The following is a 22,401-nucleotide window of genomic DNA, read 5'->3' on the forward strand; positions in this document are numbered from 1 at the left end:
AGCGAAGGTGATTTCCAAAAAGAATTTTATAATGAACAATTAAAAGCGATGGTTCTTCCTGCTGATATCACAAGCACGTTATCTAACTACCCAGACACATCAGCTGCATTAAAAAAGCGATCCCTGAGCTGGACAAACTAAGACCAGGTAAACTAGTTTTATTTTCAGACAGTGAATTGGAAGATCTCCTAGGTACTTTTTATGCCGACTTTCAATTTATCTTACACGGGATAGTTCTATAAGCAAAGGACAACTTAAAGCTGAAGCTAACCAAATATCCCAGCTTTGCAAAAAACAAATTGAAAACCTTAGTAAGCTTTGATATGCAAAAGATAACGATTGCTATTTTTTTGCATCTAATGATATCGTGTGGAATTGTCAATGCACAGCGTCCAATGAAATAATTATTAACGACCAAGATATGACAAATCAGGGATAGATAGGTAATTCACCCTAATGAAACAATAAAATTTAAACTTATTAATACCCCTAACAGCCACTATTTTTTTTGCTAAAGTAACATTCGAAGTACTGTTAAAAAATGGCAGCACAAGTGAACTTCGCGGGCCATCCCGGGTGGCCTTGAGAAACGCGAATCCAAACGTTTTGCCCGTACAGAATCAGCAGCAAACCCAACAAATGCGGCTGATTTCTCCGCTGGGAGCTTGACAATGAGTATTTGATTATTATCATTTAATAGATTGGGGGTCGTAAGGTGGGTATGCTGTGTTCCGATTGCAGTTCTTGTTCTTGCTTATTCTTTCTAAAATAAGTCCTGGTCGTTTCCCGCTAGTGAGTCAGCCAGGCTACCGAATACATCTTCTTTAGATTTTCGTATACCGTAATATATCTCTCTTGCTTCGATAGCTTCATCGATCTCATGAGCGGATAAGGCTGCATGTAGCCAGTCCTGCAAGTGATCACGGTATTCCGGCAGGCTCATGCTATCGAATATTTTTTCTAATACAGCATAAGGGTTCAGCAGTTCTGCTTCGGTTAGATTAGCAGGAAAATAAAGCCATCGCTCCTTTTCATCATTGAGCTGTTCTCTGGACGGCCTGTCTTTCTCCGATAAGGCATAACGGGTATCCCGGTATTCCAATAGCAGTACATATAAGGCTTCGAGTAATTTGAGGTGCATCTCATAAACATGCAGCAGGTCGCACGCATCATAGGGATCACATTTATACCGCTCGTGACTAATAATAAACTGTCGCCACACCTTCAGGTGTTTTCGATGGTTTTCCAGCCAGTCCCAGCTAAAGAAGTCGATCAGGACGATCAAGGGGTTCTGCATCTCTCCGAAACGCAGGTGTTTGGGGTAATGATCCCATGGCGCATAGATACCGTGATACATAAGCTGCTGGTTTAGTACCGGTCTGCATTGGCCGGTTACACAAAGGACAGCGGCAGCCTATTTCTATCCTATCCCGCCTATTTCTAAATCATTACCGATACCAGTATAAAATATGCTTGCAGGTGCAAAAACAAAGGATTAACTTCTTGTCTAATTCCTGGACCGTTTAGCATTATAGGCGATGACGAATTTTAATTCTTGCTGCCGGATATCCCGAATGGTTGTATTTTTATCGCTCTCAGCCGGTTGCTGTTTTAAACTTTTCTTAATCGATCCCAGCATGGTGATCAGCATTTCTGCCGGTAGTTTTGCCGCTAGTGTTGGAAAGTACTTTCGCTCCAATTCTTTTTTTTCAGCCTCAGAAGCCAGACAGACCTCCCAGTGTTCATCAGCCTTAAAGCCGAATTCCCTGGCACAATTCTCCAGGTCGAAGAGATAGATCTTCGCTTGGAACGCTACGGTTTGCTCGCTCATAATCTTTTCTTTTGGGAAGTGTCGTCCCTCGAGACCGTTTTCTTTCCGGCCTGGTAATCTGACGGCGCCTTTTTATGGTCGGTCGCCGATGCTTTTTTTACGTTCTTACCGCCTTTGTCTTTACTCATGTTGTAGATATTTAGTGTTATTAAAAGGCTTTTACAGATCCAATTGTGCAGCCAATGGGCATTCAAATGACCGGATATGCCGGCCCGATCTCAGGTCAGGTAGCTCCCCTGAATGGTATTCATACCAGACCAGGTCAATGAATAAGCGTTGCTCATACATCGGCCTTATGGTTTTGACTGGTTTTGTGACAGTAAGCTATTGAAAGGTTTCAGCTGTGCGATGATGACAGCAGTAAATGGAAGCTGCGGACAGCGGTGGTAAAGAAAAAAGCATCCCTCCGTAAAGGCGGATGCTTTCATAAGAACTTTATTTGATCGTATTAGATGACTTTTACGTTGATCGCATTGGGGCCTTTTTTGCCATCAGCTACATCGTAGCTTACTTGGTCGTTCTCTTGTATATCATCGATAAGACCAGTGGCATGAACGAACAATTCGCTCCTGTTGTCATTTTGTGAAATAAATCCAAAACCTTTTTGATTATTGAAAAATTTCACTGTTCCTTCTTTTTGCATTACATGGTTTTAATAAGTCTGCAAGGTAAGAATAATATTTGGCATTATTTATCTTATGGTAAAATATTTTAATCCTTTGTTAAATCAACCGAGGGTTTTCTGGCCGTGTGCAGGTCATGCTGGACCTGGCTTAGGTTACCTGATCATCGAAAGAAGTACCCCGACCTTATCGCCGGGAGAATTGCATCGTCTGCGCTTGGCTACGAAGGTGCGTTCGAACCTTTTTGCGGTAGTGTATGTCTTGGACGAGCCATCGGCGGGCCTGCACGCGGCCGACACGGAGGCTCTGCTAGGGGATTAAAAGCGTTCTGTAATTCCTTATTCGTCGTCGAGCATGAGATCGATGTGATCCGCCATGCCGACTGGATCGTGGATGTCGGCCCGGCAGCTGGTGAAAAAGGCGACTATATTTTACACAGCGGCTTACCTGATGGTCTGTGCGAGGTCAAGGAATCGCTTACGTGTCAATATATTTTACGAGGATACGCCCAAAACGATCAGCGATCCCAGGAAACCTAGAGGACTGTTAAAACTGGAAGGCGTTACCAGGAACCATTTGCAAAACCTCGATTTCAGTTTTCCTTTAGGGGTCTTAACGGGCGTCGAAATACCATTAGCCGATAACTGAAATCCATTAAAGCCGCCTCATCATTGTTGATCCGGGGCGGCTAACGCTATGTAAATAAGTGACGGCACTTACGCGACCGCTGCTACGGTGAGCATTGCGGTCGCCGGCCGTAAAATTAAGACTATCTGAATTTTATGGCACAAAGATCGCTATTTAAAGAACATGTCCGATAACCTTTCCCCAAGCCTGCTGGTCATAGACGATGACCCGTTGTATCATCGTATCCTGCAGCAAAAGCTGCGTGGCCATCAGATCTACAAAAGCGTTGCTTACAGCCTCTCGGCAGAGCCTGTGCTGGAAATGATTATCGAAGAGCGCCAAAATGCTGATCTTCTGCCGGATATCATATTCCTGGACCTGGACATGCCCGGTTTAAATGGCAGAAATTTCCTGCATTATTTCGACCTGATCCATCGCTCATTAGCAAAATGGATCGATATCATCATTATTTCCTCCTCTACCGAGCAAGCGGACCGTTCCATGAGCCGGAGCTATTCTTTTGTCAAAGGCTATTTTGATAAAGCCTGCGGGCTTGATATAGCGGTACATTTAGCGGAACTTATTCCCTAAAACAAGGAATTTTTTCCTCATTAGCCCAACGGATCATTCAACGCAGAGGTCTTCAACAGCGGTGACCTGAAAGTTGACAAAAAGCTTTAATGCTATTAGATTATGATACACGCACCACGCCGGGTGCAAGTATAACAAGCAAAGTGTCGTCCCTTACCCACAAAGCTTTTTGATACTTTATAGCTTTCGGTAGGCATCCGATAATCGGCATCATTCCGATCCTGGATGATCAGGGCTTTATATCGACCTTTCTTTAAAAAAGACAGGGGTATGGCCTGCTCCCGGGAAAACTCATTTGTGGCTGCGTCAACGAGCCATGTTCTATCTGAAGTCTGTCGCGCCATTACAATATATTCACCAATTTCGCCTTTAATCGGTCTTCTTTCCAGCCAGGGCATTTTTTGAGCGGAATTTCATTGGAGGATCTCCGAGTGTTTTCGATAATTCTCAGGCATATCAGGTATGACCGTTCACGCCAAAGAAAGTGATCAAAGTCCGGGGGGCCTCAGCAACGAGGGTCGTGTTCGTCGTATAAGCTGGCGCATGGGTCTATCCTTTTGGGTTCAGGTCCGCTAGGCCGTTATTCATATCCAGCGGTCCGGCCAGCATGTTAACAAATACGGAAGTAACGAAGGTTTCAGGCTCCAGTACTGTGGGGCCGTACAGTTGTGCCTGACAGTATTTCCGTGTGACGGCATTCGGAAAGTTCCGCTTTTGGCCGTAAGGATGTACCTGGCCATCATGAAAGTCGCATATTGACCGATTATTTGCGCATAATTCGGTGATCATACAGGTGCGCTCATTCTTTTCCGCCGGGCTGCCTGACATGAAACCGTACTTGATACCAGCACCACCTTAGTCACCATATTTTTCAAGGTCCGCTCGATCGGAAACCTCCGCCACCGACATCATTTAAATATAGCCAGATGCCGACATTCCTGGCTTTTCCATAGCTGATGATCTTGAGTACCTGAGCGACCTTACCACCCTTGAGCGGATCGGAATCTTTACCGAATTCGGGGCCGTACCATTTCGGCATCCAGCGCGAGGTACGCATATTGTTGGCAGCGGCAGAGTCCATCATTCTTTTCAAGAAGGAAGCGACATGTCATATTTGAAACCATCGATCTGCGCCCCAGCGATGCGCCAGTCCCAGACGGCCCGGTCTGCGGTTCTATCGGTGCTTGTTAGTTTGTTATATTCATGTATTATTCAGAACATTGGCATACCAAATAATTAAGATATTTGATACTCCGATACAGAAAGTACTGTATAGCTGACCCATGCTAACAATCACTACCAAATCGATATACACTGCCCCTTTGAAACCCACCTGATCCGCGGGGATGCCAACCGCATCGAACAGGTGCTCGTTAACCTGCTGACTAATGCTCTCAGATATGCGCCGGACAGTAAAAGGATCGAGATTCACCTGATAGCCGAAGCCGATCGGGTCAGAGTCGGTGTTAAAGACTTTGGTGTAGGTATCGCGCCTGAAAAATTGAACCACATTTTTTTCCCGTTATTACCGGGTCGATGATAATTCCCAAGTTTCCGGACTCGGCATTGGCCTTTACCTAGGTTACGAGATCGTCACCAGTCACGGCGGACACATCTGGGCAGACAGCGAATTAGGTAAAGGCAGCACATTCTGGTTTACATTGCCCTACCCTAGCTAACTGTAGTACGATTATCTTTTGAACCATTTTAAGCAGATCATGAGGAAAGCCAAGTGTTACGCTACTGCCATTTTCCAAAAGCGCTATCTGATCTTGGCTGAAGCGAATGTCAGCGCTGATAAACTATCGGTCAGATGCCCGAGTGCACGGGCTCCAACTACAGGGAACGAGTGTTTAGTCAGTGTCCATGCTAATGCCACCTGTCCCGAAGAAACGTCAACCTCACCCGCAATTGCTTCCAGTTTATCCAAAATACTTTTCGTAGCCAAACAGGTATCCAAATTATTTAAAAGAAACTTCGGTACCCAATCTCAGTACGATTATTGCTGATGTTATTTTAATGAAAAAAATACACTTTCAGTCATCACAAAACGAATTCTGATCACTATTTAATTCCCCCATTAATCATACCAAGTATCTGTAATTTAGCTAATTAAAAAAAACCATTTTAACCTATGGTTAAACTAAGTAAACTTCTGTACGATTGTTATATTTAATTTTTTAGTGGCTTTATGGGAATAGCCTTTGAGCCATTTTAGCTTTCAAAACAAAATTATTCACTTAATCAAGGTTTTATGAAAGCATTAGTTTATTACGGCGCCAAAGACGTAAGGGTATCAGAAGTGCCCGATCCAAAAATTGAACAACCCACTGATGTACTGGTCAGGATCACAACGACCAATATCTGTGGTTCTGATCTGCATATGTATGAAGGGCGAACCAACATGGAAGAAGGACGCATCTTCGGGCATGAAAATCTCGGCGAGGTCATAGAGGTCGGTAATGCGGTAGTTAACATCAAAGTCGGTGATATGGTGTGCATGCCATTTAATATCGGGTGTGGTCATTGTAAGAATTGCGAAAGTGGACTCACCGCCTTTTGTCTGACGATGAACCCTGGCTTTGCAGGTGCTGCTTATGGGTTCGCCGGAATGGGGCCATATGACGGAGGGCAGGCTGAATACCTGCGGGTGCCATATGGCGACTTTAACTGTTTAAAACTGCCTGAAGATGCCAAAGAGAAGGAAAACGATTATGTACTGCTGTCTGATATTTTCCCTACCGGTTTTCATGCCACCCAGTTGGCGGGCGTTAAGCCTGGCGATAACGTGGTTATATATGGAGCCGGGCCAGTGGGTTTAATGGCAGCCATCTCAGCCGGCATAAAAGGTGCGAACAAAATAATGGTAGTAGATAATCATCCGGACAGGTTAAAATTGGCAGAAGAGTTGGGTGCTATACCTATCGACTTTTCAAAAGCACCAGCCGTTGACCAGGTCCTTGAATTGACCGATGGTATTGGCGCTGACCGAGGCTGCGAATGCGTAGGTTACCAGTGTTGTGATAAGCACGGGCATGAACATAACAATATAACCATGAACGAACTTGTGCAAGCCGTTAAGTTCACAGGATCCATTGGTGTAGTTGGGGTCTTTGTTGCTCCAGACCCAAAGGCAGAAGATCCTCTGGCAAAAAAAGGCCATATGGATTTTGACTTTGGTAATTTTTGGTTGAAGGGACAAAGCATTGCAACCGGACAGGCCAACGTAAAATCTTATAACCGTCAGCTTTGCGGTTTGATCTCGTCAGGTAAAGCTAAACCATCGGTCATTATTTCTCATGAACTTTCGTTAGATGATGCACCGGATGGTTACAAGCATTTTGATGCACGCGACAAAGGCTGGACCAAGGTGATCTTAAAACCGGGTAAGCAAGGCGCTACAAAAACACAGGCAGAAGAACGAGAGGCGTTAACTGCATAACGATAAAGCATTGCGGTCTATAAGATGGAAAAGCTTGTAAGTTACGATACAGGCTTTTCCTTTTATTCGAAGATATTAATGGACCTCAACGTGATATACAGCCTTATACTTTAGCGCACCCCATAATGTTTGTATCAAGTTCCAAGTCTGGATCGATCACAAACATGATTATGATCATCTCATAGCTTAATTAACCTTCATCGCCTTATTCCTCTCCTTAATCTTCCTTTCACTGAACCGAGGTAGCGCAAAATAGATGTATAATAACACAATAGGAATAATACTTAAAGGCACATTCCACATAGCAATAATTAAGGCAGCTAAATGTAGTGCAGGTGCAATGGCATATTCTTTTGTCAGCAATTTGATAAGCCCCGGATCTGTGTCTTCTTCTAAAAGTCCTTTTTTTCTGGTCGCATACCACCACACGCAATTATAAAATAAGGTCATTAGCACCAATGTTGTATGATAAATCAATGCCGCCGTTCGTTCGTCTGGTCTGCCCACATGCCGTGCCAATAATCCTGTAGTAAAAGACTGGAGCGTAACAAACATTAAAAACAAAATATGCAATATGAGCAGGTACTGATCTGTACGTTTGATATAAATGAACATGTTGTGATGGTTGGACCAGGCAACGCATATGAACAAAAAAGATGCGGCGAATGCAGCATAATGAGGCCAGTTCTTAAAGATCTCAGCCAGCAGATCAGTTCCGCCATCTGGTTTAGGCAGTTCTGTAGCGAGTAATGTTGCCGCGATCGCTAAAACAGCATCGCTAAAATACTCAAGCCTGTCTGTTGGTCGGTGATTGTACATAAGAACCTTATTGAAATAAATGCTTTGTACCTTAAAATAAAGGGCCGTTGATCATGGAAATTGATCACAACGACCCTTTACTGTAATTTACCGGGATCACCGGAATTATCCGATCTGATCTTATCCGGTATTGTGCTGTTGGCGGTGGGTGTCGAATGACGGCCCTTGGTCACCGCCGGCTTTTGTAATTAGCGATCACTTAAAGGCGAGTATTTTTACTTTGTCGATCACCGGTGTGGAAACGAGTAGTTCGTCTGCGCTAGCCATTAATGCTTTGGCGATCTCACCGCCGAGGTGAGCGTCCCGGCCGGCCTCATCAGCAAATGTATCGAATATGCCGAAGGTCGAAGATCCGATCTGAAGTGCATACCAGCGAATGGTTCCCGGTTCAGCTTCCGCCAGAGGCAAAGCGCTTTTAAGGAAGTCAGCAACTTGCTGTTCTTTACCGGGTTTAGCCTCGAATTGGGCCAGTAACGCTAAATTTTCCATTTAATCAATATTAATAGAAAGGTTCGTTAGCGGCAATATGCCGCCATAATAGATTGAACACGAATAGTGCCACGATCATGCAATTCAGCTACTTAGCAAATACCATAAATATTTTCACAGATCAAGGGTGTCTCATAATTTTTTTTTGAATAGTAGATAATAATGGATTTTCATTTCATTCAACTTGACCGGATCTACACGATCAAATATGGTTAACATATCTTCGGAAGCCACGCAGATGTACCCGAGGCAAAAATTAGATCAGGGAAAAAGTTCTGAAACGGTACAAATGGTTCAATTAAAAGAATGACGAAACAGCCCCGATGGAAGAATGGGGTGAAAAGAACCGGAAGAAAATCAGCGAAAACCATAAACAAAACCAGTATGGTGAATGAACTCCTATATTTAATAAACAGGTTTTATGAAAAAGCTATACTGGTGAAATGCCCTTTATAACATTAAAATACAGGCAGATGTCCTTTCGCTCAATGGCACTTTTGGTCATACTACAACAGGGTTCCATGTCGGACATGCGGCCGGATTTTCCATCTTCTCTCCCAGTCGTTCATTGCTTTTAATACTGGGATCAGCGTTTTGCCTATTCCGCTCAGTTCGTACTCTACCCGCGGCGGCTTTTCCTTATAGCTGTGCCGTATAATCAGACCGTCCTCCTCCAGCTCTTTAAGTTGCTGTGCCAGTATCTTCCTGGAAATATCGGGCATTTGCACCGCCAGTTTACCAAAACGGACCTTTACACCGGTGAAAATCCTGATCAATACAATGGGTTTCCATTTCCCACCAATATATCCCATCGTGCGTACGACAGCACAGTTGTCGGGGTTTTGAAGTTCTTTTCTCATTAGTTACCTTTTTGTTACCACTAATCGCCTTTAGTTACATCGGCGTAACCACCAATATCCCGCAGATCCCAGAATGACTGATTATGTTTTAGTTTCTTTGCGAAACAAAAGTAAACAATTTTCAAGAATATGAATGATCAACAAAAAACGGAGCGAAATCTTACAGGTAAAATAGCGCTGGTAACTGGCGGTACAAAAGGGATCGGCAAAGCCATTGCAGCCAGACTGGCAGCGGCGGGTGCTACCGTGGTTGTTACAGCACGTAATCAGCCGGATGAGGCAGAATTGCCTTTTCACTTCATTGCGGCTGACCTGTCGCGGCCGGAAGATGTAATTCAAGTAGCGGAAGAAATTATCGCACAATTTGGCGGCGCAGATATCCTGATCAACAACATGGGGGCCAACACTTTCCCAGGAGGGGGGTTTAGTACACTAAATGATGAGCATTGGGACCAGGCGTTTCAAGTGAACCTATTTTCCTCGGTCAGACTGGACAGGGCATTGCTTCCTCAGATGCTGGTTCGCAAAAACGGTGTTATCATTCATATCTCGTCTACCACCGGACAATTCCCAATATGGGAATCTACCATCGCGTACAGTTCAGCCAAGGCTGCCCTGAATGCTTACAGCAAAGCGCTTTCAGATGAAGTGGCACCACAGGGTATAAGAGTGATAACAGTATCGCCCGGACTTAATAAAACTGAAGCCATGTCCAACTTTTTGAATGACCTGGCGAAGAACGCAGGAATTTCGGTAGCTGAGATGACGCAAAATCTGTTTAACCGCGTAGGCGGTGTACCGCTGGGCAGAATGGCCGAGCCAGAGGAAACTGCGGAACTGGTGTACTTCCTAGTTTCTCCTAACGCTTCTTATATCACAGGCACAAATTACCATATCGATGGGGGGAATTTTCCAGTAGTACGGTAACTTTTAGCAAAAGCAAAATCACCTGAGAAGCAAATAATTTTGTCATACTGATTTTAAGATCGGCCTGCTTTCTAATAAAGCAGGCCGATTTGTTCGCATACTGAAGATAGCCCATTATGTTTTAAAATAACCGTTCGCAATCGCTCCTGATGTTCGTCGCCCCAAAGACCGATAGAACGGATCAATGGGATGAGCGTCTTGCCAAAGTAGGTAAGATGGTATTCTACTTTTGGAGGCATAACGGGATAGATCGTCCTGGTCACCAACTCATGATCTTCAAGCTCTTTCAGCTGTACATTGAGCACCCGCCGTGTTGCATCCGGAATTTTCCGCTACAATTCACTGGGCCGCAAGTGGCCTTCATGAATGAACCAAAGGATACGGATCTTCCATTTAACATACAGCACTTCACCGATCAGGTCAAGACCGCAATTGAGAGACGGGGCGGTTTTTTTGACGTACATAATTACAAATATACAACAGCCATTAAATGTGAGCAATACGGACAAATTTATCCCTATTCGATTCGTAAGCCCGTAATTGTATGGTATCGATGTACTGCTGAGATTTGCATAAATATCAACTATATGATGTATCATTCAGAACAATTGGCATACCAAATAATCAAGATATTCGATACTTCTAAAAGTAAGTGAGATAACTTTTGAAATTGATTTGATTAACACAGCATTTAACCCGCCCATTCAAACAGCATACAGGTTATATATCAATGGTCATCGGTTGTTTAATTAATTTATACTTTTAATTTCTTATGGAACTTATTTTTAGTTGGCGGGTTTAGTAGACTGAAACAATGGGGCCAGGCCTTCAAGAAAAGCTCAAAACGATAGTGCTCTTAAAAAAAGTAAGAAAAATCAGGATTCGATCGCGATATATCTACCGTACGGTGGTAAGTTAGATCGGCTTATGGTTTTATTATGACTACCTTACCGAAAATCCCTACCAGATATGAGAATTGCTGTTTTTAGTACCTGCGCCTATGATCGGGAGTCCCTAGAAAAATACAACACCGGCCACCAACTTGTTTTTTTCGAACACCCATTGGACCTGCAAAATGTAGCGCTTACCAAGGGTTTTGATGCGTTGTGCGTATTTGTAAACGACAAGGCCGATCGCGAAGTGCTGAGCGCCTTAAAAGAAAACGGCATCAGGCTACTGTTGCTGCGGTGCGCCGGTTTTAATAACGTCGATCTTGATGCAGCCCGCGAAAATGAAATAAAAGTTTTAAGGGTACCAGCTTATTCTCCTGAGGCAGTGGCAGAACATGCTATAGCTATGATACTTACTTTAAACCGCAAAACGCACAAAGCCTACAACCGCATCCGGGAAGGCAACTTCTCGCTGGAAAAGCTGATGGGGTTTAACCTGCACGGGTGTAAGGTTGCGCTTATTGGTACCGGCAACATCGGCAAAGCTTTTTACAGGATCCTTAAAGGATTTGGATGCCGGGTGATGGCCTATGACCCGTTTCCGGATAAAACATTAACAGCTGAAGGCCTGATCTATGGGACTTTGGAGGAGGTGCTTTGCGAAGCCGAGATCGTTTCTTTACACTGCCCGCTATCGGCCGAGACGAAACACATGATCAACAACGAAACGTTAAAGCTTTTCAAAAAAGGAGCTATGCTGATCAACACTAGCAGAGGAGCGCTTGTAGCGGCCGCCGACGTTATCGAAGCACTGAAATCCGGGCAGCTTGGCTATCTTGGACTGGATGTTTATGAACAGGAATCTGCCCTGTTCTTCCACGATCTTTCAGGCGATATCATACAGGACGATCTCATTGCTCGGTTAATTTCATTCCCGAATGTGTTAATAACCTCCCACCAGGGATTTTTCACACGTGAGGCCATTCAGCAGATAGCCGAAACCACTTTTTCAAATGCGGATAGCTTTGTGGCCGGGTCACCATTGCTTAACGAGGTTAACTCATGAGCGCCGTGGCCAGTGCAGGCCTTGACAAAAAACTCAAACGCGGTTTTATCGTATCATGGGTACTCGGATGCGTGTTTTATCTTCTTCAATACGCCATCCGCTCCTCCCCGGCGGTAATGATCGGAGAACTTTCCAGCGCATTCAACTTATCGGCTTTCGAGATCAGCTCTATACTTAGCGCTTACTATTACACCTATGCTTTAGCCAGTTTGCTTGCCGGTATTGCTTATGACCGCTACGGCGCTAAATATCCTATTTCCATAGGTGCCGGTATCTTATGCTTAGGTTGCCTGCTTTTCTCCATGTCAGGATCGTTAAGCGGCTATGCGGGCAGGTTACTTCAGGGAGCCGGCAGCGCTTTTTCTTTCACCGGCTGCGTTTATCTTGCAGCACATGGCTTTGCCGCTAAATATATTGCCACCGCTATCGGCTTTACCCAATGTATGGGTATGCTGGGCGGATCATCAGGACAATTTATCACCGGGCCACTCATTCAAAATGGTTTACCTGTTGAGACTTTTTGGGTAATATTGAGTATTGCCTGCGGTATGATATCTGTAATGTTGCTATTTACTACGCCCAGGGAAGTAACTTTGCCGGAATCAGGGACGGCTTCGCGGAACGTGCTGCTTCCGTATAAGATCGTTTTAAGTAACCCCCAATCCTATATGAGTGGGCTGATCTCTGGTTTGCTTTTTGTACCGACAACTGTGTTTGCAATGACTTGGGGCATTTCCTTTTTCATTAATGACAGAGGCACGGAGAGATCAGCAGCGGTCATTATAAGTGCAATGGTACCAATGGGCTGGGTAATCGGCTGTCCCTTTCTGGGTTTCATATCCGACAAGCTGGGGCGGCGCAAACCAGTTTTAATTGGTGGAAGCCTTGTCATGCTCGGTTGCTTTTTGCAAATATTTTTCTTGCCTGATGCGGTTCCTGCTCTGATCAGTATGTTGTTGTTCGGGATAGCATCAGGAGCGGCAATGATCCCTTACACCATGATCAAAGAAGCTAATCCGGATGAAGTAAAAGGCAGCGCGACAGGCGGCATAAATTTTATCACTTTTGGCGTTACATCATGCCTTGGCCCTGTTTTCGCATCTTACTTTGGAAAGACCCTTTCCTTGGCTGTAAACAAAGAAGCGCATTTTCAGTCGGCGGGAATGTTTCTACTGTCTGTAAGTATGAATAAACCGGTAGTTACGCCTATTTCAACGTGACCTATATCATTTCAAACCCTGGTAATAATATTTAACTGCGCACAACTGTTTTTAAGACCATTGATGATTTGATCTCTAAAATTGCGCGCCAGCCCGATTATATAACAAAATAGCAGCATTATAATAGATCTTAATTAGGCGCCTTGTTAATAAATCTGTCCTAACTCAAACATTACTGGAGTTGAATGCTTGTTAACGAAACGGCTTATCGTCATAGATAAACGTAACACCTCACTACCTTTCCCCCATTTAGGCCCGGGGACGGACCACTACCCACACGCCATACAAACATTTACATATGCCAGCAACAGAAAATGTTGTCTTAGCTATTAATGCCGGTTCATCGAGCGTAAAGTTTGCACTTTACAGCCTGTTGGATAATGAGGAGACACTTTTGTTTTCCGGCAGCCTGGATACCCTTGAAACAGGAACAAAGCAGATCAAGGTAAAGAGGAATGGACTTATTGACGAAAAAATCATTGAGTTGTCGGGTGATCAAAAATGTGGCTTAACAAATTCACTGATCAGTTGGCTGGCTGAACAGCCTGAATTTATCCGGGTTACCAATATTGGCCACCGTATCGTATTCGGGATGAGGCATATTCATCCTGAAGTGGTCACACCGGCGCTTATTAATGAATTAAGATCATTGACCGATTTAGATCCGGAACATTTACCGGCTGAAATAGAGATCGTTGAACTTTTTATAAAACGTTTCCCCGATGTAAAACAGATCGCTTGTTTTGATACGATGTTCCATCAAAGCATGCCGGTTGTGGCTAAAACATCGGCCATACCACGTAAATACGTTGAAAAAGGCTTACAGCGTTTTGGGTTTCATGGCCTTTCCTATAAATACCTAACAGAGGAGTTGGCGCGAATAAATCATTTCCCCTCCTCAAACAGCAGGGTGATCATGGCTCACCTGGGCAGCGGCACAAGTTTAACCGCTATTGAGAACGGGCTGAGCATAGATACCAGCATGGGGTTTACACCATGCGCCGGGATACCGATGAGCACCCGCAGCGGCGACCTTGACCCGGGTGTGGCAGCCTATTTCATCCGGCAGGAAAAACTTGATCCGGAACAATTCCATTACCTGATCAACCATGAATGCGGCTTATTAGGCGTTTCAGAAACCAGCGGGGACATCCGGAAACTCTTAAAGATCCGGAACAGCGATAAACGCGCCGAAGAAGCGATCGATCTTTTTTGTTACCAAATAAGCAAGTATATCGGCGCCTATGCTGCTGCTTTAGGGGGGCTGGATACACTGGTTTTTTCTGGCGGCATTGGTGAGCACCTTCCTGAGATTCGTACGCAGATCTGCAAAAAATTGGAATTTCTGGGCATTGAGCTGCATCATGATAACAATCTTAAAAACAAAAACATCATCTCCGCAGGCAAAGTATGCGTCCGCGTTATCCCTACAGATGAAGCGCTGATGATGGCCAGGCTAATTACGAGAAATTCCTTTAATAACATTTAGATCAGATACAATGGAAACCGAAGAGATCATTACCGAAAATGCCGTTTTAGAAGAAAATATTTTGCATAAAATTGATGCTTATTGGCGCGCAGCTAACTATTTATCTGTAGGGCAGCTTTATCTCCATCAAAACCCTTTGCTTAAAGAGCCTTTGAAAATGGCACATATTAAAAACATGTTGCTGGGACACTGGGGAACCACGCCGGGGCAGAATTTCATTTATACCCACCTTAACCGGATAATTAACAAGTACGACCTGAATATGATCTACGTATCGGGGCCAGGGCATGGCGGGCCGGCCGTGGTGGCAGGCACTTACCTGGAAGGTTCTTACACTGAAGTTTATCCAAACATTACACAGAACGAAGATGGGCTGCAAAAACTGTTCACGCAGTTTTCACATCCCGGTGGTATATCCAGTCATGCATCACCACAAACACCCGGTTCGATACATGAAGGCGGCGAACTGGGATATTCGCTTAGCCATGCCTTTGGTGCCGTGCTTGACAATCCCGATCTGGTCGTCGCTTGCGTAGTAGGCGACGGTGAAGCAGAGACAGGCCCGCTCGCTACCGCATGGCATTCCAATAAATTTCTGAATCCTTTAACAGATGGTACGGTTTTACCAATCCTTCACCTGAATGGATATAAGATCGCTAATCCAACAATTTTGGCGCGGATCACTCATGAGGAATTGGAACAGCTTTTCCGCGGATATGGCTGGAACCCTATTTTCGTTGAAGGCGATGAGCCCGAACAAATGCACCGTGATATGGCAGCTGCACTGGATTACGCAGTCGACAGGACCAAACAGGTCCGCTATGATGCAGAACATCAGCACAGCGGCCGCCCGCGCTGGCCAATGATCATTCTGCGCTCGCCTAAAGGCTGGACAGGCCCGAAAGTGGTAGATGGCCACCAGATCGAAGGCAATTTTCGGGCACACCAGATCCCGCTTATTGTATCTGCCTCCGCCCCACCAGAGCACCTGCAGTTACTGGAAGACTGGCTGAAAAGCTATAAGCCGGATGAGCTTTTTGATGAACAGGGTAAATTGATTCCCGAGTTGCAGGCCCTTGCGCCAAAAGGTGCACGTAGGATGGGCTCAAACCCTCATGCTAACGGTGGGAACTTATTGCGGGACCTGTCTTTACCCAACTTTAGATCTTATGCGGTAGACGTTAAAGCGCCGGGCGCAGATGGCGAAGGCGACACTTATGTGAGTAGCCGCTTTTTACGCGATGTGATCAAACAAAACCAGAAAATGCGTAATTTCCGGATCTTTGGGCCGGACGAAACGTTATCGAATAAATTAGATCTCGTATTTGAAGCCACCGGCCGCCAGTGGAATGCGCCGGTAACGCAGTATGACGAATTTCTTTCGGCGGAAGGCAGTGTCATGGAAATGCTAAGCGAACACCAGTGTGAAGGCTGGCTGGAAGGCTACCTGCTAACCGGCAGGCACGGCCTGTTCAATTGTTATGAAGCATTTATTCATATCGTGGATTCGATGTTTAACCAGCATGCCAAATGGTTGAAAACAACTTTAGAATTGCCCTGGCGTAAAAGGATCGCTTCCCTTAATATCTTTTTAACTTCTACAGTTTGGCGGCAGGACCATAACGGTTTCACGCACCAGGATCCGGGTTTTATAGATCATGTGGTTAATAAAAAAGCGAATATCGTACGGGTTTATTTGCCGCCTGACGCCAACTGCCTGCTATCGGTTATGGACCATTGCCTCCGAAGTTACAATTATGTAAACGTCATTGTAGCGGGCAAACACCCGGCACCGCAATGGTTGACCATGGAGGAAGCGGTGGAGCATTGCACCCGCGGTATAAGTATCTGGAATTTTGCCAGTAACGATCAGGAAATAGAGCCTGATGTCATTATGGGTTGCAGCGGTGATGTACCTACGCTTGAGATATTGGCAGCTGTTTCGATCTTACGCGAACATTTGCCGGAACTCCATATTCGCGTAGTAAACGTAGTTGATCTTTTTAAACTGCAAAAAAGCACAGAACATTCTCATGGCTTAACAGATGCCGACTACAATGCACTGTTTCCCACCAATAAACCGGTAGTGTTTGCATTTCACGGTTACCCCTGGCTGGTACATCGCCTAACCTATAACCGCGCTAATAATAATAATATTCATGTACGGGGTTACAAGGAAGAAGGTACCATCACAACTTCTTTTGACATGACCGTATTAAATGAAATGGACAGGTTCCACCTTGCTATTGACGTGATTGACCGTTTGCCGAAAACAGGCACTAAAGGTGTTTATCTTAAGCAATTGCTGCAGGATAAACTGATCGAACATAAACATTATATCGGTGCGAACGGCAAAGACATGACGGAAATCCTAAACTGGAAATGGCCGGCTAATAATTAATAAATAATTGATATTAAAAATAATATGACAACCCTAAAAAACGTACAACCTTTGAGCGCCGAAAAATTGTTTGATCTTTTGAAGACGGAATTTGCCAGCTACATCGATTCAAAATTGAACACAAACCTGTCAGTAGAATTCGCGCATGTGTATAACGTGATCAATATTTCTTTTCCGGAGATCATCGAAGGCACCATGTTCACGCTGATCGTAAACGATGATGAAATTGTATTATCAAATAATAGCCCAAACACCGAATATAATACGGAACTGCTGGAACAGCATTTATCGGAATTTCTTAACGAAAAATGTAGTTAACCATGAAAATAAAATATGTAGAAAACATGCTATTCAATAGCTGGAAATAATGAACATTTATAAAAATGGTCTTCTCTGCTTTTTAACGCTATTATTGTTAATTATTTAATAAATGACTAATTTACTAATGAACATAGCGTTTTATGCCGCTCTTAGATTGAGAGACCTATTCGAGACCTATCAAAATTATAAAATATAACAATTTGATATACAGCTGGAAACGGTTTTAAAAAACTTCCTCCGGCACCTCCTAATCCTCCATAAAAAGCTTTATTATTTTTGTTCAATAGCTATATATTATTATTTTTATACAATATCATTTGAAATCAAGCAGTCGCAAAATTGAATTGAGTTTTTAGTGAGTTATTTTTGAGAAGACTGATATAATATTGATGATGAGATTGAATGGGGCATGGTTCGAGTCCCTCCATTCCGCTTAGAGAGTTTCAAAACTCACCGAAACCGCTTAATTCAACGAATTAAGCGGTTTTTTATTTCAAAACCCCTCATTTCATATCATCTTTAATGCCATCCTCGGTTAACACTTCGGTTAACAAGGGAGATCTGTTATATTTGTCAACCGAATACGCTGATAAATAATTGATTTATAAATAATTGCAGATTAAAAAACAGACGCAAAACGAATCAAATAGCATCAAATTATTTAGCTTTAACAAGCGATTAAGGTAAAACAAATGAGGAATACAGGCAATTTATCAATTTTAAGTTGATTGCGCCTTTTCTTTTTATTAACATATCAGCTATTGCAATCCAATATAAGGTATATCTCCCCTATCTTATTAACATTAAAGAAGCCCCGAGTAATTAGTTATATTCGCTTGGCCTTATTACTACCTATATTGTATAGCCGTAAACAGAGCACTTGAAGCTTAGTTTAACAATTTATAAAGCTGCCTCCCTCAGCTTTTTTTATGCTCATCCACAAGCAATGAATAAAAAATTTCTTAAAGCTTTAGAAACATATTCCTAAATAGAGTGTAGTTTAAGTAGTGAAATTCGTCAGTAAAGTGTATTGCCGGGAAGTCTCTGCTCAATTATCAGAGTTTATCTAAGCATTAAAACTATACCAAGATGACTAACATGACATTTGCACTAAATTATTTTAGTGCTTTAAAGAGATATCACCACCTGTACTTCGTGACTCATAAGTTATTGCGTTGAGTTTAAAGGTTCAAGGAAATTGATTAGTGTTCATGTTAAGAATAATTGCTTATCCACCGAAATTGCTTATCAGATAGAAATTATGTTTTGGAAGTTTTGACACAGCTTTTCAATCACTGTTGTATAAAAACCAATTAAATGTTGTAAATGCTGTTCGAACATCCTTTTTACTAATATTGTTATCAGGGTAAAGAAATTCTCACTTCGGGTAATTTTCGCAAATACTGTTCCCCACTTATAAGCTACAAAAGCCTTGTAACAGCTATATTTACGTATGGAATGATTTTCGTTTTTCCGATAAGCAGATTATCTATCAACGAAAACGATTATGAAAGTATTTTGGAGCTACATAAAGGATCAATAGAGTTATTGAACGAAAATCACGCTATTTAAAAATCATGGTCAGTCATTAATGGGTATAGATCAACGTGGTGGTATGAGCATTGACGAAATCGTGTGTAATTTGGGGGATTATTCGCCTGAAGTAAAATTGGTGACTAACGAAGACGCATTTGCAAAACTTTTGCAGAATTTTCTCCGACTGAAGCGTATCTCTATAGCTAGTTGATAGAATCTCTTCTAATCAAAAACCCTCATGATAAAAAAAAGCCCTTCACATCACTCGCTGATCTGAAGGACTAACTATTGATTAAAAACTGTTATGTTGTTTACAACAACTATGCCTTTGCTATTGAAACATGTATAATAACCTCATTTATATTTTAAACAGATGAATAACAATTAATTATAAAGATAATTACTTAAAGGAAAATATTGTATTTTAATACATATTAACATAAGTGAGCTATAACCTATACAACAAATGGTTCCCTAAACTAAACATTTGTATAACTATTAGTACAATTATTTAATCTTAATCTTTTATTTATGCGAAGCTAGTTCAGCTGATTTCCTCTACAGGCGCTATATTGAGCAAATCTTAACGATTGCTTAGGATCATGGTCGAGATGAAAGCCACGAAAGTTAAATATGAAATTGCAAACTTGGGCTAAGCTTGATTTCAACGAAATACCGCAATGAAGTGGTGTTGTTTGAGTTGAAAATTAAATAAGTAACATAGTCAGGTTGTGGTATTACTCATTTTATGGGACAACCACATTTGATAGATTGTGACACGAACACATTACTCGTGCATTATTGTTTACGATCAATATAAACCACATTGATCATTATGAATAAAACAATACTAATAGTAATGTTAATATCGGGGATGTTCTCCGTTGCAAGCTGCTCTAAAGAGCAACAGCAGAATTTACCTACAGAACAGTCCGCAGTTTATGCACCCATCAATGTGAACAGTTCATTAGATGAATTTAGTTTGCTGACCTGGGGTACAGCCAAAGCGCAACCCATAGCCACGCACGAAATACAAGGCGAACTGGTTAATGGCAAATTATATATCTTTGGTGGCTTTGATGTAAACAAAAGACCGCAGTGGACACCAACCAAACGCGCCTATGTCTATGACCCGATAGCCGATACCTGGGCATCCATCAAAAGTATGCCGCATGAACCTTTCGGCTCCAATTTTGGCGGTGGAACACACGTAGCCACCGCTACCGATGAAACAGATATTTATCTGGCCGGTGGCTATACCTCCAACGCAAATGGTACCGGCCAGATATTCGGTACTAAACAGGTTTGGAAATATAGCGTAGCCACGAATAATTATACCCGCATGCCCGACCTGCCGCTGGAGTTAGCTGCCGGGCAGTTGCGTTACCTAAATGGTAAGCTACATTATATAGGCGGGGCAAAGTTATCCCGTACAGATACAAAGATGCACCTGGCTTTAGATCTCAATAATCCCGGTGCCGGTTGGGTAACGCTTGCATCGCTTAACAACGCGGTAAATCACCCAGGTGGGGTTGTTTATAATGGTAAGATATACATCATGGGCGGCTCGCATGGACAAAATGAAGCCTCAGTGCCACAAAAAACATTGCAGGTTTATGATGAGCAAACTGATAGTTGGACAAACCTAGCCGATATGCCTGTCGCGCTTGATCATATCTTATCAACCGCGGTAGTTTACGGTAACCGTATAATTGTACTGGGTGGCCAAACCGCCCACAATACACCCGGAAAACAAGTATTAGCTTATGAGCCTGAAACTAATAAATGGACTATACTTTCGCCCATGCGTGCGGCAAAATCTGCCGGAGTGGCGGCGGTTATAAATGGCAATATTTATTATACCGGCGGCAATTTCTCGGCCATCAATTATAAAGGTGTACCGGTTATCAATACTCCGGCTACCGAATTATTACCGATGGCGGATGCCTTTGTACGTAACGGCAGTTTCGGGTCGGTTAATTATGGAAGCGACACTTTGCTGATCATTAAAGGTTCAACAGTAAGTAATTATTATAGATCAGCATATCTAAAGTTTTCACTGGCTGATATCAGCAGAATTAATTCCGCCACTTTAAGTGTTTACGCCAGGAACACCGATAATACAAGCAGCTTAACCTTATCAGCATTTGGCATTGATGATGATAGCTGGACAGAAAACGGCTTAACATTCGCCAACGCTCCGCAAGCCACATCAAGCGCGCTAAGTATTGCCTCGGTCAATAATCAATTTAATCGTATTGATTTTGATGTTACCGCTTTTGTACAGTCGCAATTTGCCGGAGATAAGCTTGTGAGTTTTGCGCTGAGGGATGCCGCTAACAAAAATTTGACCGTGCAGCTGAATAGCAAGGAAAATAGCCGTTATAATGCTGTACTGACCATTCACTAAGCGTCCTATCATGTTTTCATCAAAACCATTTTCTTGCCAAGAAATTGAGGATTTCTGTATTTATTATCATATCAGATAAATACAAGTTTTCGCCCCATAGTGTTCTTCATATTGGGCATAACTTTTTAATTAACTGAACTTTAACGAAACATATAAATTAGAAATGATTGTGAATTATAATCGGAGATATTTACAATATTATTGAGCGAAATGTCAGCCGGATTATTAAGCGAGCTTAAGATGGTTAAACGGGTATACATACGACTGGCTATTCAATTATCCTTTGAGCCGTCACCATGTATTATTTTTCACAAACCAAAAACTTAAACTATTGGGCACTTAAAATTTTTCACCAATGAAAATCCTTGCCAGTTGCGCCTGACAAGGATTATTTTCAGTGATAAATTATACCAACTATTTACATAACACAATCGGAAATATCAGCTTAATTTTCTTTAACTATAAGTATGTATTGGCAAAGGGCTCCGGTAGCTGAACCAGACAAGTTACCACCTACACTGATCGTTCCTGCGGCGTAATCTTTTTTGTATAAGTTCATGCCTGCTAATTTTGGATCATCTATACCCAATTGCTCGCTAACTTTAGTGAAGCCTTGCAACCATGTAGGTAATTTCTTAGCGCGAGGATCGTACGCTACGTATACTGTTGAAGCGCGGCTAACTTTGAAAGTTAAAAAAGTATTTTGAGTGTTGATCTTATCATCATTAGCAGCTTTGATGAATGATGTATTGGCTAGGTAGCTCGGTACCGATTTGATCTTGTAAGTTCTATCAGCATAGTAAACCGCACCTACTGCTAATTTTACTGTTTGTAGCTTGACTTTTGATGAGCCAGACAA

Annotated in this window: 19 protein-coding genes; 9 read left to right on the top strand and 10 right to left on the bottom strand. The window is 42.9% G+C overall.

All coding sequences use genetic code 11. The features are described from left to right. Positions 1 to 763: 763 nt before the first annotated feature. The 4 genes from IM792_RS20945 to IM792_RS20955 form a co-directional block, all read right to left on the bottom strand. Positions 764 to 1,357 carry a hypothetical protein gene (locus IM792_RS20945; protein ID WP_194103881.1) on the bottom strand — a complete coding sequence of 198 codons (594 nt, stop codon included), beginning with the start codon at positions 1,355 to 1,357 and terminating at the stop codon, positions 764 to 766. Between the two features lie 150 nt (positions 1,358 to 1,507). Continuing rightward, a complete protein-coding gene (locus IM792_RS20950; RefSeq protein WP_194103882.1) occupies positions 1,508 to 1,831 on the bottom strand; it encodes a hypothetical protein in 324 nt (107 codons plus the stop codon). Further along, a complete protein-coding gene (locus tag IM792_RS21445; protein ID WP_255521553.1) occupies positions 1,828 to 1,959 on the bottom strand; it encodes a hypothetical protein in 132 nt (43 codons plus the stop codon). The genes IM792_RS20950 and IM792_RS21445 overlap by 4 nt, the downstream gene beginning before the upstream one ends. A gap of 320 nt (positions 1,960 to 2,279) precedes the next feature. Continuing rightward, entirely contained in the window at positions 2,280 to 2,474 is a 195-nt protein-coding gene (locus IM792_RS20955) for a cold shock domain-containing protein (RefSeq protein WP_194103883.1), read from the bottom strand. Positions 2,475 to 3,264: 790 nt separating this feature from the next. Here IM792_RS20955 and IM792_RS20960 point away from each other — a divergent pair. Continuing rightward, complete coding sequence (locus IM792_RS20960) at positions 3,265 to 3,672, top strand: response regulator (protein ID WP_194103884.1); 408 nt, start codon at positions 3,265 to 3,267, stop codon at positions 3,670 to 3,672. Between the two features lie 871 nt (positions 3,673 to 4,543). On the opposite strand, the gene IM792_RS20975 is transcribed toward IM792_RS20960, so the two are convergent. After that, the gene (locus IM792_RS20975; protein ID WP_194103887.1) at positions 4,544 to 4,756 is read right to left on the bottom strand and encodes a hypothetical protein; all 213 of its coding nucleotides are present in this window, start codon (positions 4,754 to 4,756) and stop codon (positions 4,544 to 4,546) included. Between the two features lie 1,170 nt (positions 4,757 to 5,926). Here IM792_RS20975 and IM792_RS20995 point away from each other — a divergent pair. Further along, entirely contained in the window at positions 5,927 to 7,114 is a 1,188-nt protein-coding gene (locus tag IM792_RS20995; protein ID WP_194103890.1) for a glutathione-independent formaldehyde dehydrogenase, read from the top strand. 186 nt (positions 7,115 to 7,300) lie between these two features. On the opposite strand, the gene IM792_RS21000 is transcribed toward IM792_RS20995, so the two are convergent. The 3 genes from IM792_RS21000 to IM792_RS21010 form a co-directional block, all read right to left on the bottom strand. Beyond that, positions 7,301 to 7,933 carry a TMEM175 family protein gene (locus IM792_RS21000; protein ID WP_194103891.1) on the bottom strand — a complete coding sequence of 211 codons (633 nt, stop codon included), beginning with the start codon at positions 7,931 to 7,933 and terminating at the stop codon, positions 7,301 to 7,303. A 195-nt stretch (positions 7,934 to 8,128) separates the two neighbouring features. Beyond that, a complete protein-coding gene (locus IM792_RS21005) occupies positions 8,129 to 8,422 on the bottom strand; it encodes an antibiotic biosynthesis monooxygenase (RefSeq protein WP_194103892.1) in 294 nt (97 codons plus the stop codon). A 506-nt stretch (positions 8,423 to 8,928) separates the two neighbouring features. Further along, positions 8,929 to 9,282: a helix-turn-helix domain-containing protein gene (locus IM792_RS21010; protein ID WP_194103893.1), complete on the bottom strand. Its 354-nt coding sequence runs from the start codon at positions 9,280 to 9,282 to the stop codon at positions 8,929 to 8,931. A gap of 129 nt (positions 9,283 to 9,411) precedes the next feature. On the opposite strand from IM792_RS21010, the gene IM792_RS21015 reads away from it, so the two are divergent. Next, a complete protein-coding gene (locus tag IM792_RS21015; protein ID WP_194103894.1) occupies positions 9,412 to 10,209 on the top strand; it encodes an SDR family oxidoreductase in 798 nt (265 codons plus the stop codon). A 71-nt stretch (positions 10,210 to 10,280) separates the two neighbouring features. On the opposite strand, the gene IM792_RS21360 is transcribed toward IM792_RS21015, so the two are convergent. Beyond that, positions 10,281 to 10,535 (bottom strand): helix-turn-helix domain-containing protein, encoded by a 255-nt coding sequence (locus IM792_RS21360; RefSeq protein ID WP_347343830.1) that lies wholly within the window; start codon positions 10,533 to 10,535, stop codon positions 10,281 to 10,283. A 643-nt stretch (positions 10,536 to 11,178) separates the two neighbouring features. On the opposite strand from IM792_RS21360, the gene IM792_RS21025 reads away from it, so the two are divergent. The 6 genes from IM792_RS21025 to IM792_RS21050 all read left to right on the top strand — a co-directional run bounded on the left by IM792_RS21025 (position 11,179) and on the right by IM792_RS21050 (position 21,542). Then, the gene (locus IM792_RS21025; RefSeq protein ID WP_194103895.1) at positions 11,179 to 12,165 is read left to right on the top strand and encodes a 2-hydroxyacid dehydrogenase; all 987 of its coding nucleotides are present in this window, start codon (positions 11,179 to 11,181) and stop codon (positions 12,163 to 12,165) included. After that, complete coding sequence (locus IM792_RS21030; RefSeq protein WP_194103896.1) at positions 12,162 to 13,385, top strand: MFS transporter; 1,224 nt, start codon at positions 12,162 to 12,164, stop codon at positions 13,383 to 13,385. Before IM792_RS21025 ends, IM792_RS21030 begins: the two co-directional genes overlap by 4 nt. Before the next feature lie 298 nt (positions 13,386 to 13,683). After that, on the top strand, positions 13,684 to 14,874 hold the full coding sequence (locus IM792_RS21035) for an acetate/propionate family kinase (protein ID WP_194103897.1): 1,191 nt from the start codon (positions 13,684 to 13,686) through the stop codon (positions 14,872 to 14,874). 10 nt (positions 14,875 to 14,884) lie between these two features. Next, positions 14,885 to 17,275 (top strand): phosphoketolase family protein, encoded by a 2,391-nt coding sequence (locus tag IM792_RS21040; RefSeq protein WP_194103898.1) that lies wholly within the window; start codon positions 14,885 to 14,887, stop codon positions 17,273 to 17,275. A gap of 24 nt (positions 17,276 to 17,299) precedes the next feature. After that, positions 17,300 to 17,593 (top strand): hypothetical protein, encoded by a 294-nt coding sequence (locus IM792_RS21045; RefSeq protein WP_194103899.1) that lies wholly within the window; start codon positions 17,300 to 17,302, stop codon positions 17,591 to 17,593. A 2,374-nt stretch (positions 17,594 to 19,967) separates the two neighbouring features. After that, positions 19,968 to 21,542: a DNRLRE domain-containing protein gene (locus IM792_RS21050; protein ID WP_194103900.1), complete on the top strand. Its 1,575-nt coding sequence runs from the start codon at positions 19,968 to 19,970 to the stop codon at positions 21,540 to 21,542. Between the two features lie 445 nt (positions 21,543 to 21,987). On the opposite strand, the gene IM792_RS21055 is transcribed toward IM792_RS21050, so the two are convergent. Then, the coding region (locus IM792_RS21055) for a hypothetical protein (protein WP_228085302.1) at positions 21,988 to 22,401 on the bottom strand (414 nt) is incomplete at its 5' end.

The organism is Mucilaginibacter sp. JRF (assembly GCF_015223065.1).
Lineage (GTDB): Bacteria > Bacteroidota > Bacteroidia > Sphingobacteriales > Sphingobacteriaceae > Mucilaginibacter.

Excerpts from the sequence above, each read along its gene's own strand:
- IM792_RS20945 (WP_194103881.1), bottom strand. The coding sequence starts at position 1,357 with ATGTATCACGGTATCTATGCGCCATGGGATCATTACCCCAAACACCTG.
- IM792_RS20950 (WP_194103882.1), bottom strand. The coding sequence starts at position 1,831 with ATGAGCGAGCAAACCGTAGCGTTCCAAGCGAAGATCTATCTCTTCGAC.
- IM792_RS21445 (WP_255521553.1), bottom strand. The coding sequence starts at position 1,959 with ATGAGTAAAGACAAAGGCGGTAAGAACGTAAAAAAAGCATCGGCGACC.
- IM792_RS20955 (WP_194103883.1), bottom strand. The coding sequence starts at position 2,474 with ATGCAAAAAGAAGGAACAGTGAAATTTTTCAATAATCAAAAAGGTTTT.
- IM792_RS20960 (WP_194103884.1), top strand. The coding sequence starts at position 3,265 with ATGTCCGATAACCTTTCCCCAAGCCTGCTGGTCATAGACGATGACCCG.
- IM792_RS20975 (WP_194103887.1), bottom strand. The coding sequence starts at position 4,756 with ATGATGGACTCTGCCGCTGCCAACAATATGCGTACCTCGCGCTGGATG.
- IM792_RS20995 (WP_194103890.1), top strand. The coding sequence starts at position 5,927 with ATGAAAGCATTAGTTTATTACGGCGCCAAAGACGTAAGGGTATCAGAA.
- IM792_RS21000 (WP_194103891.1), bottom strand. The coding sequence starts at position 7,933 with ATGTACAATCACCGACCAACAGACAGGCTTGAGTATTTTAGCGATGCT.
- IM792_RS21005 (WP_194103892.1), bottom strand. The coding sequence starts at position 8,422 with ATGGAAAATTTAGCGTTACTGGCCCAATTCGAGGCTAAACCCGGTAAA.
- IM792_RS21010 (WP_194103893.1), bottom strand. The coding sequence starts at position 9,282 with ATGAGAAAAGAACTTCAAAACCCCGACAACTGTGCTGTCGTACGCACG.
- IM792_RS21015 (WP_194103894.1), top strand. The coding sequence starts at position 9,412 with ATGAATGATCAACAAAAAACGGAGCGAAATCTTACAGGTAAAATAGCG.
- IM792_RS21025 (WP_194103895.1), top strand. The coding sequence starts at position 11,179 with ATGAGAATTGCTGTTTTTAGTACCTGCGCCTATGATCGGGAGTCCCTA.
- IM792_RS21030 (WP_194103896.1), top strand. The coding sequence starts at position 12,162 with ATGAGCGCCGTGGCCAGTGCAGGCCTTGACAAAAAACTCAAACGCGGT.
- IM792_RS21035 (WP_194103897.1), top strand. The coding sequence starts at position 13,684 with ATGCCAGCAACAGAAAATGTTGTCTTAGCTATTAATGCCGGTTCATCG.
- IM792_RS21040 (WP_194103898.1), top strand. The coding sequence starts at position 14,885 with ATGGAAACCGAAGAGATCATTACCGAAAATGCCGTTTTAGAAGAAAAT.
- IM792_RS21045 (WP_194103899.1), top strand. The coding sequence starts at position 17,300 with ATGACAACCCTAAAAAACGTACAACCTTTGAGCGCCGAAAAATTGTTT.
- IM792_RS21050 (WP_194103900.1), top strand. The coding sequence starts at position 19,968 with ATGAATAAAACAATACTAATAGTAATGTTAATATCGGGGATGTTCTCC.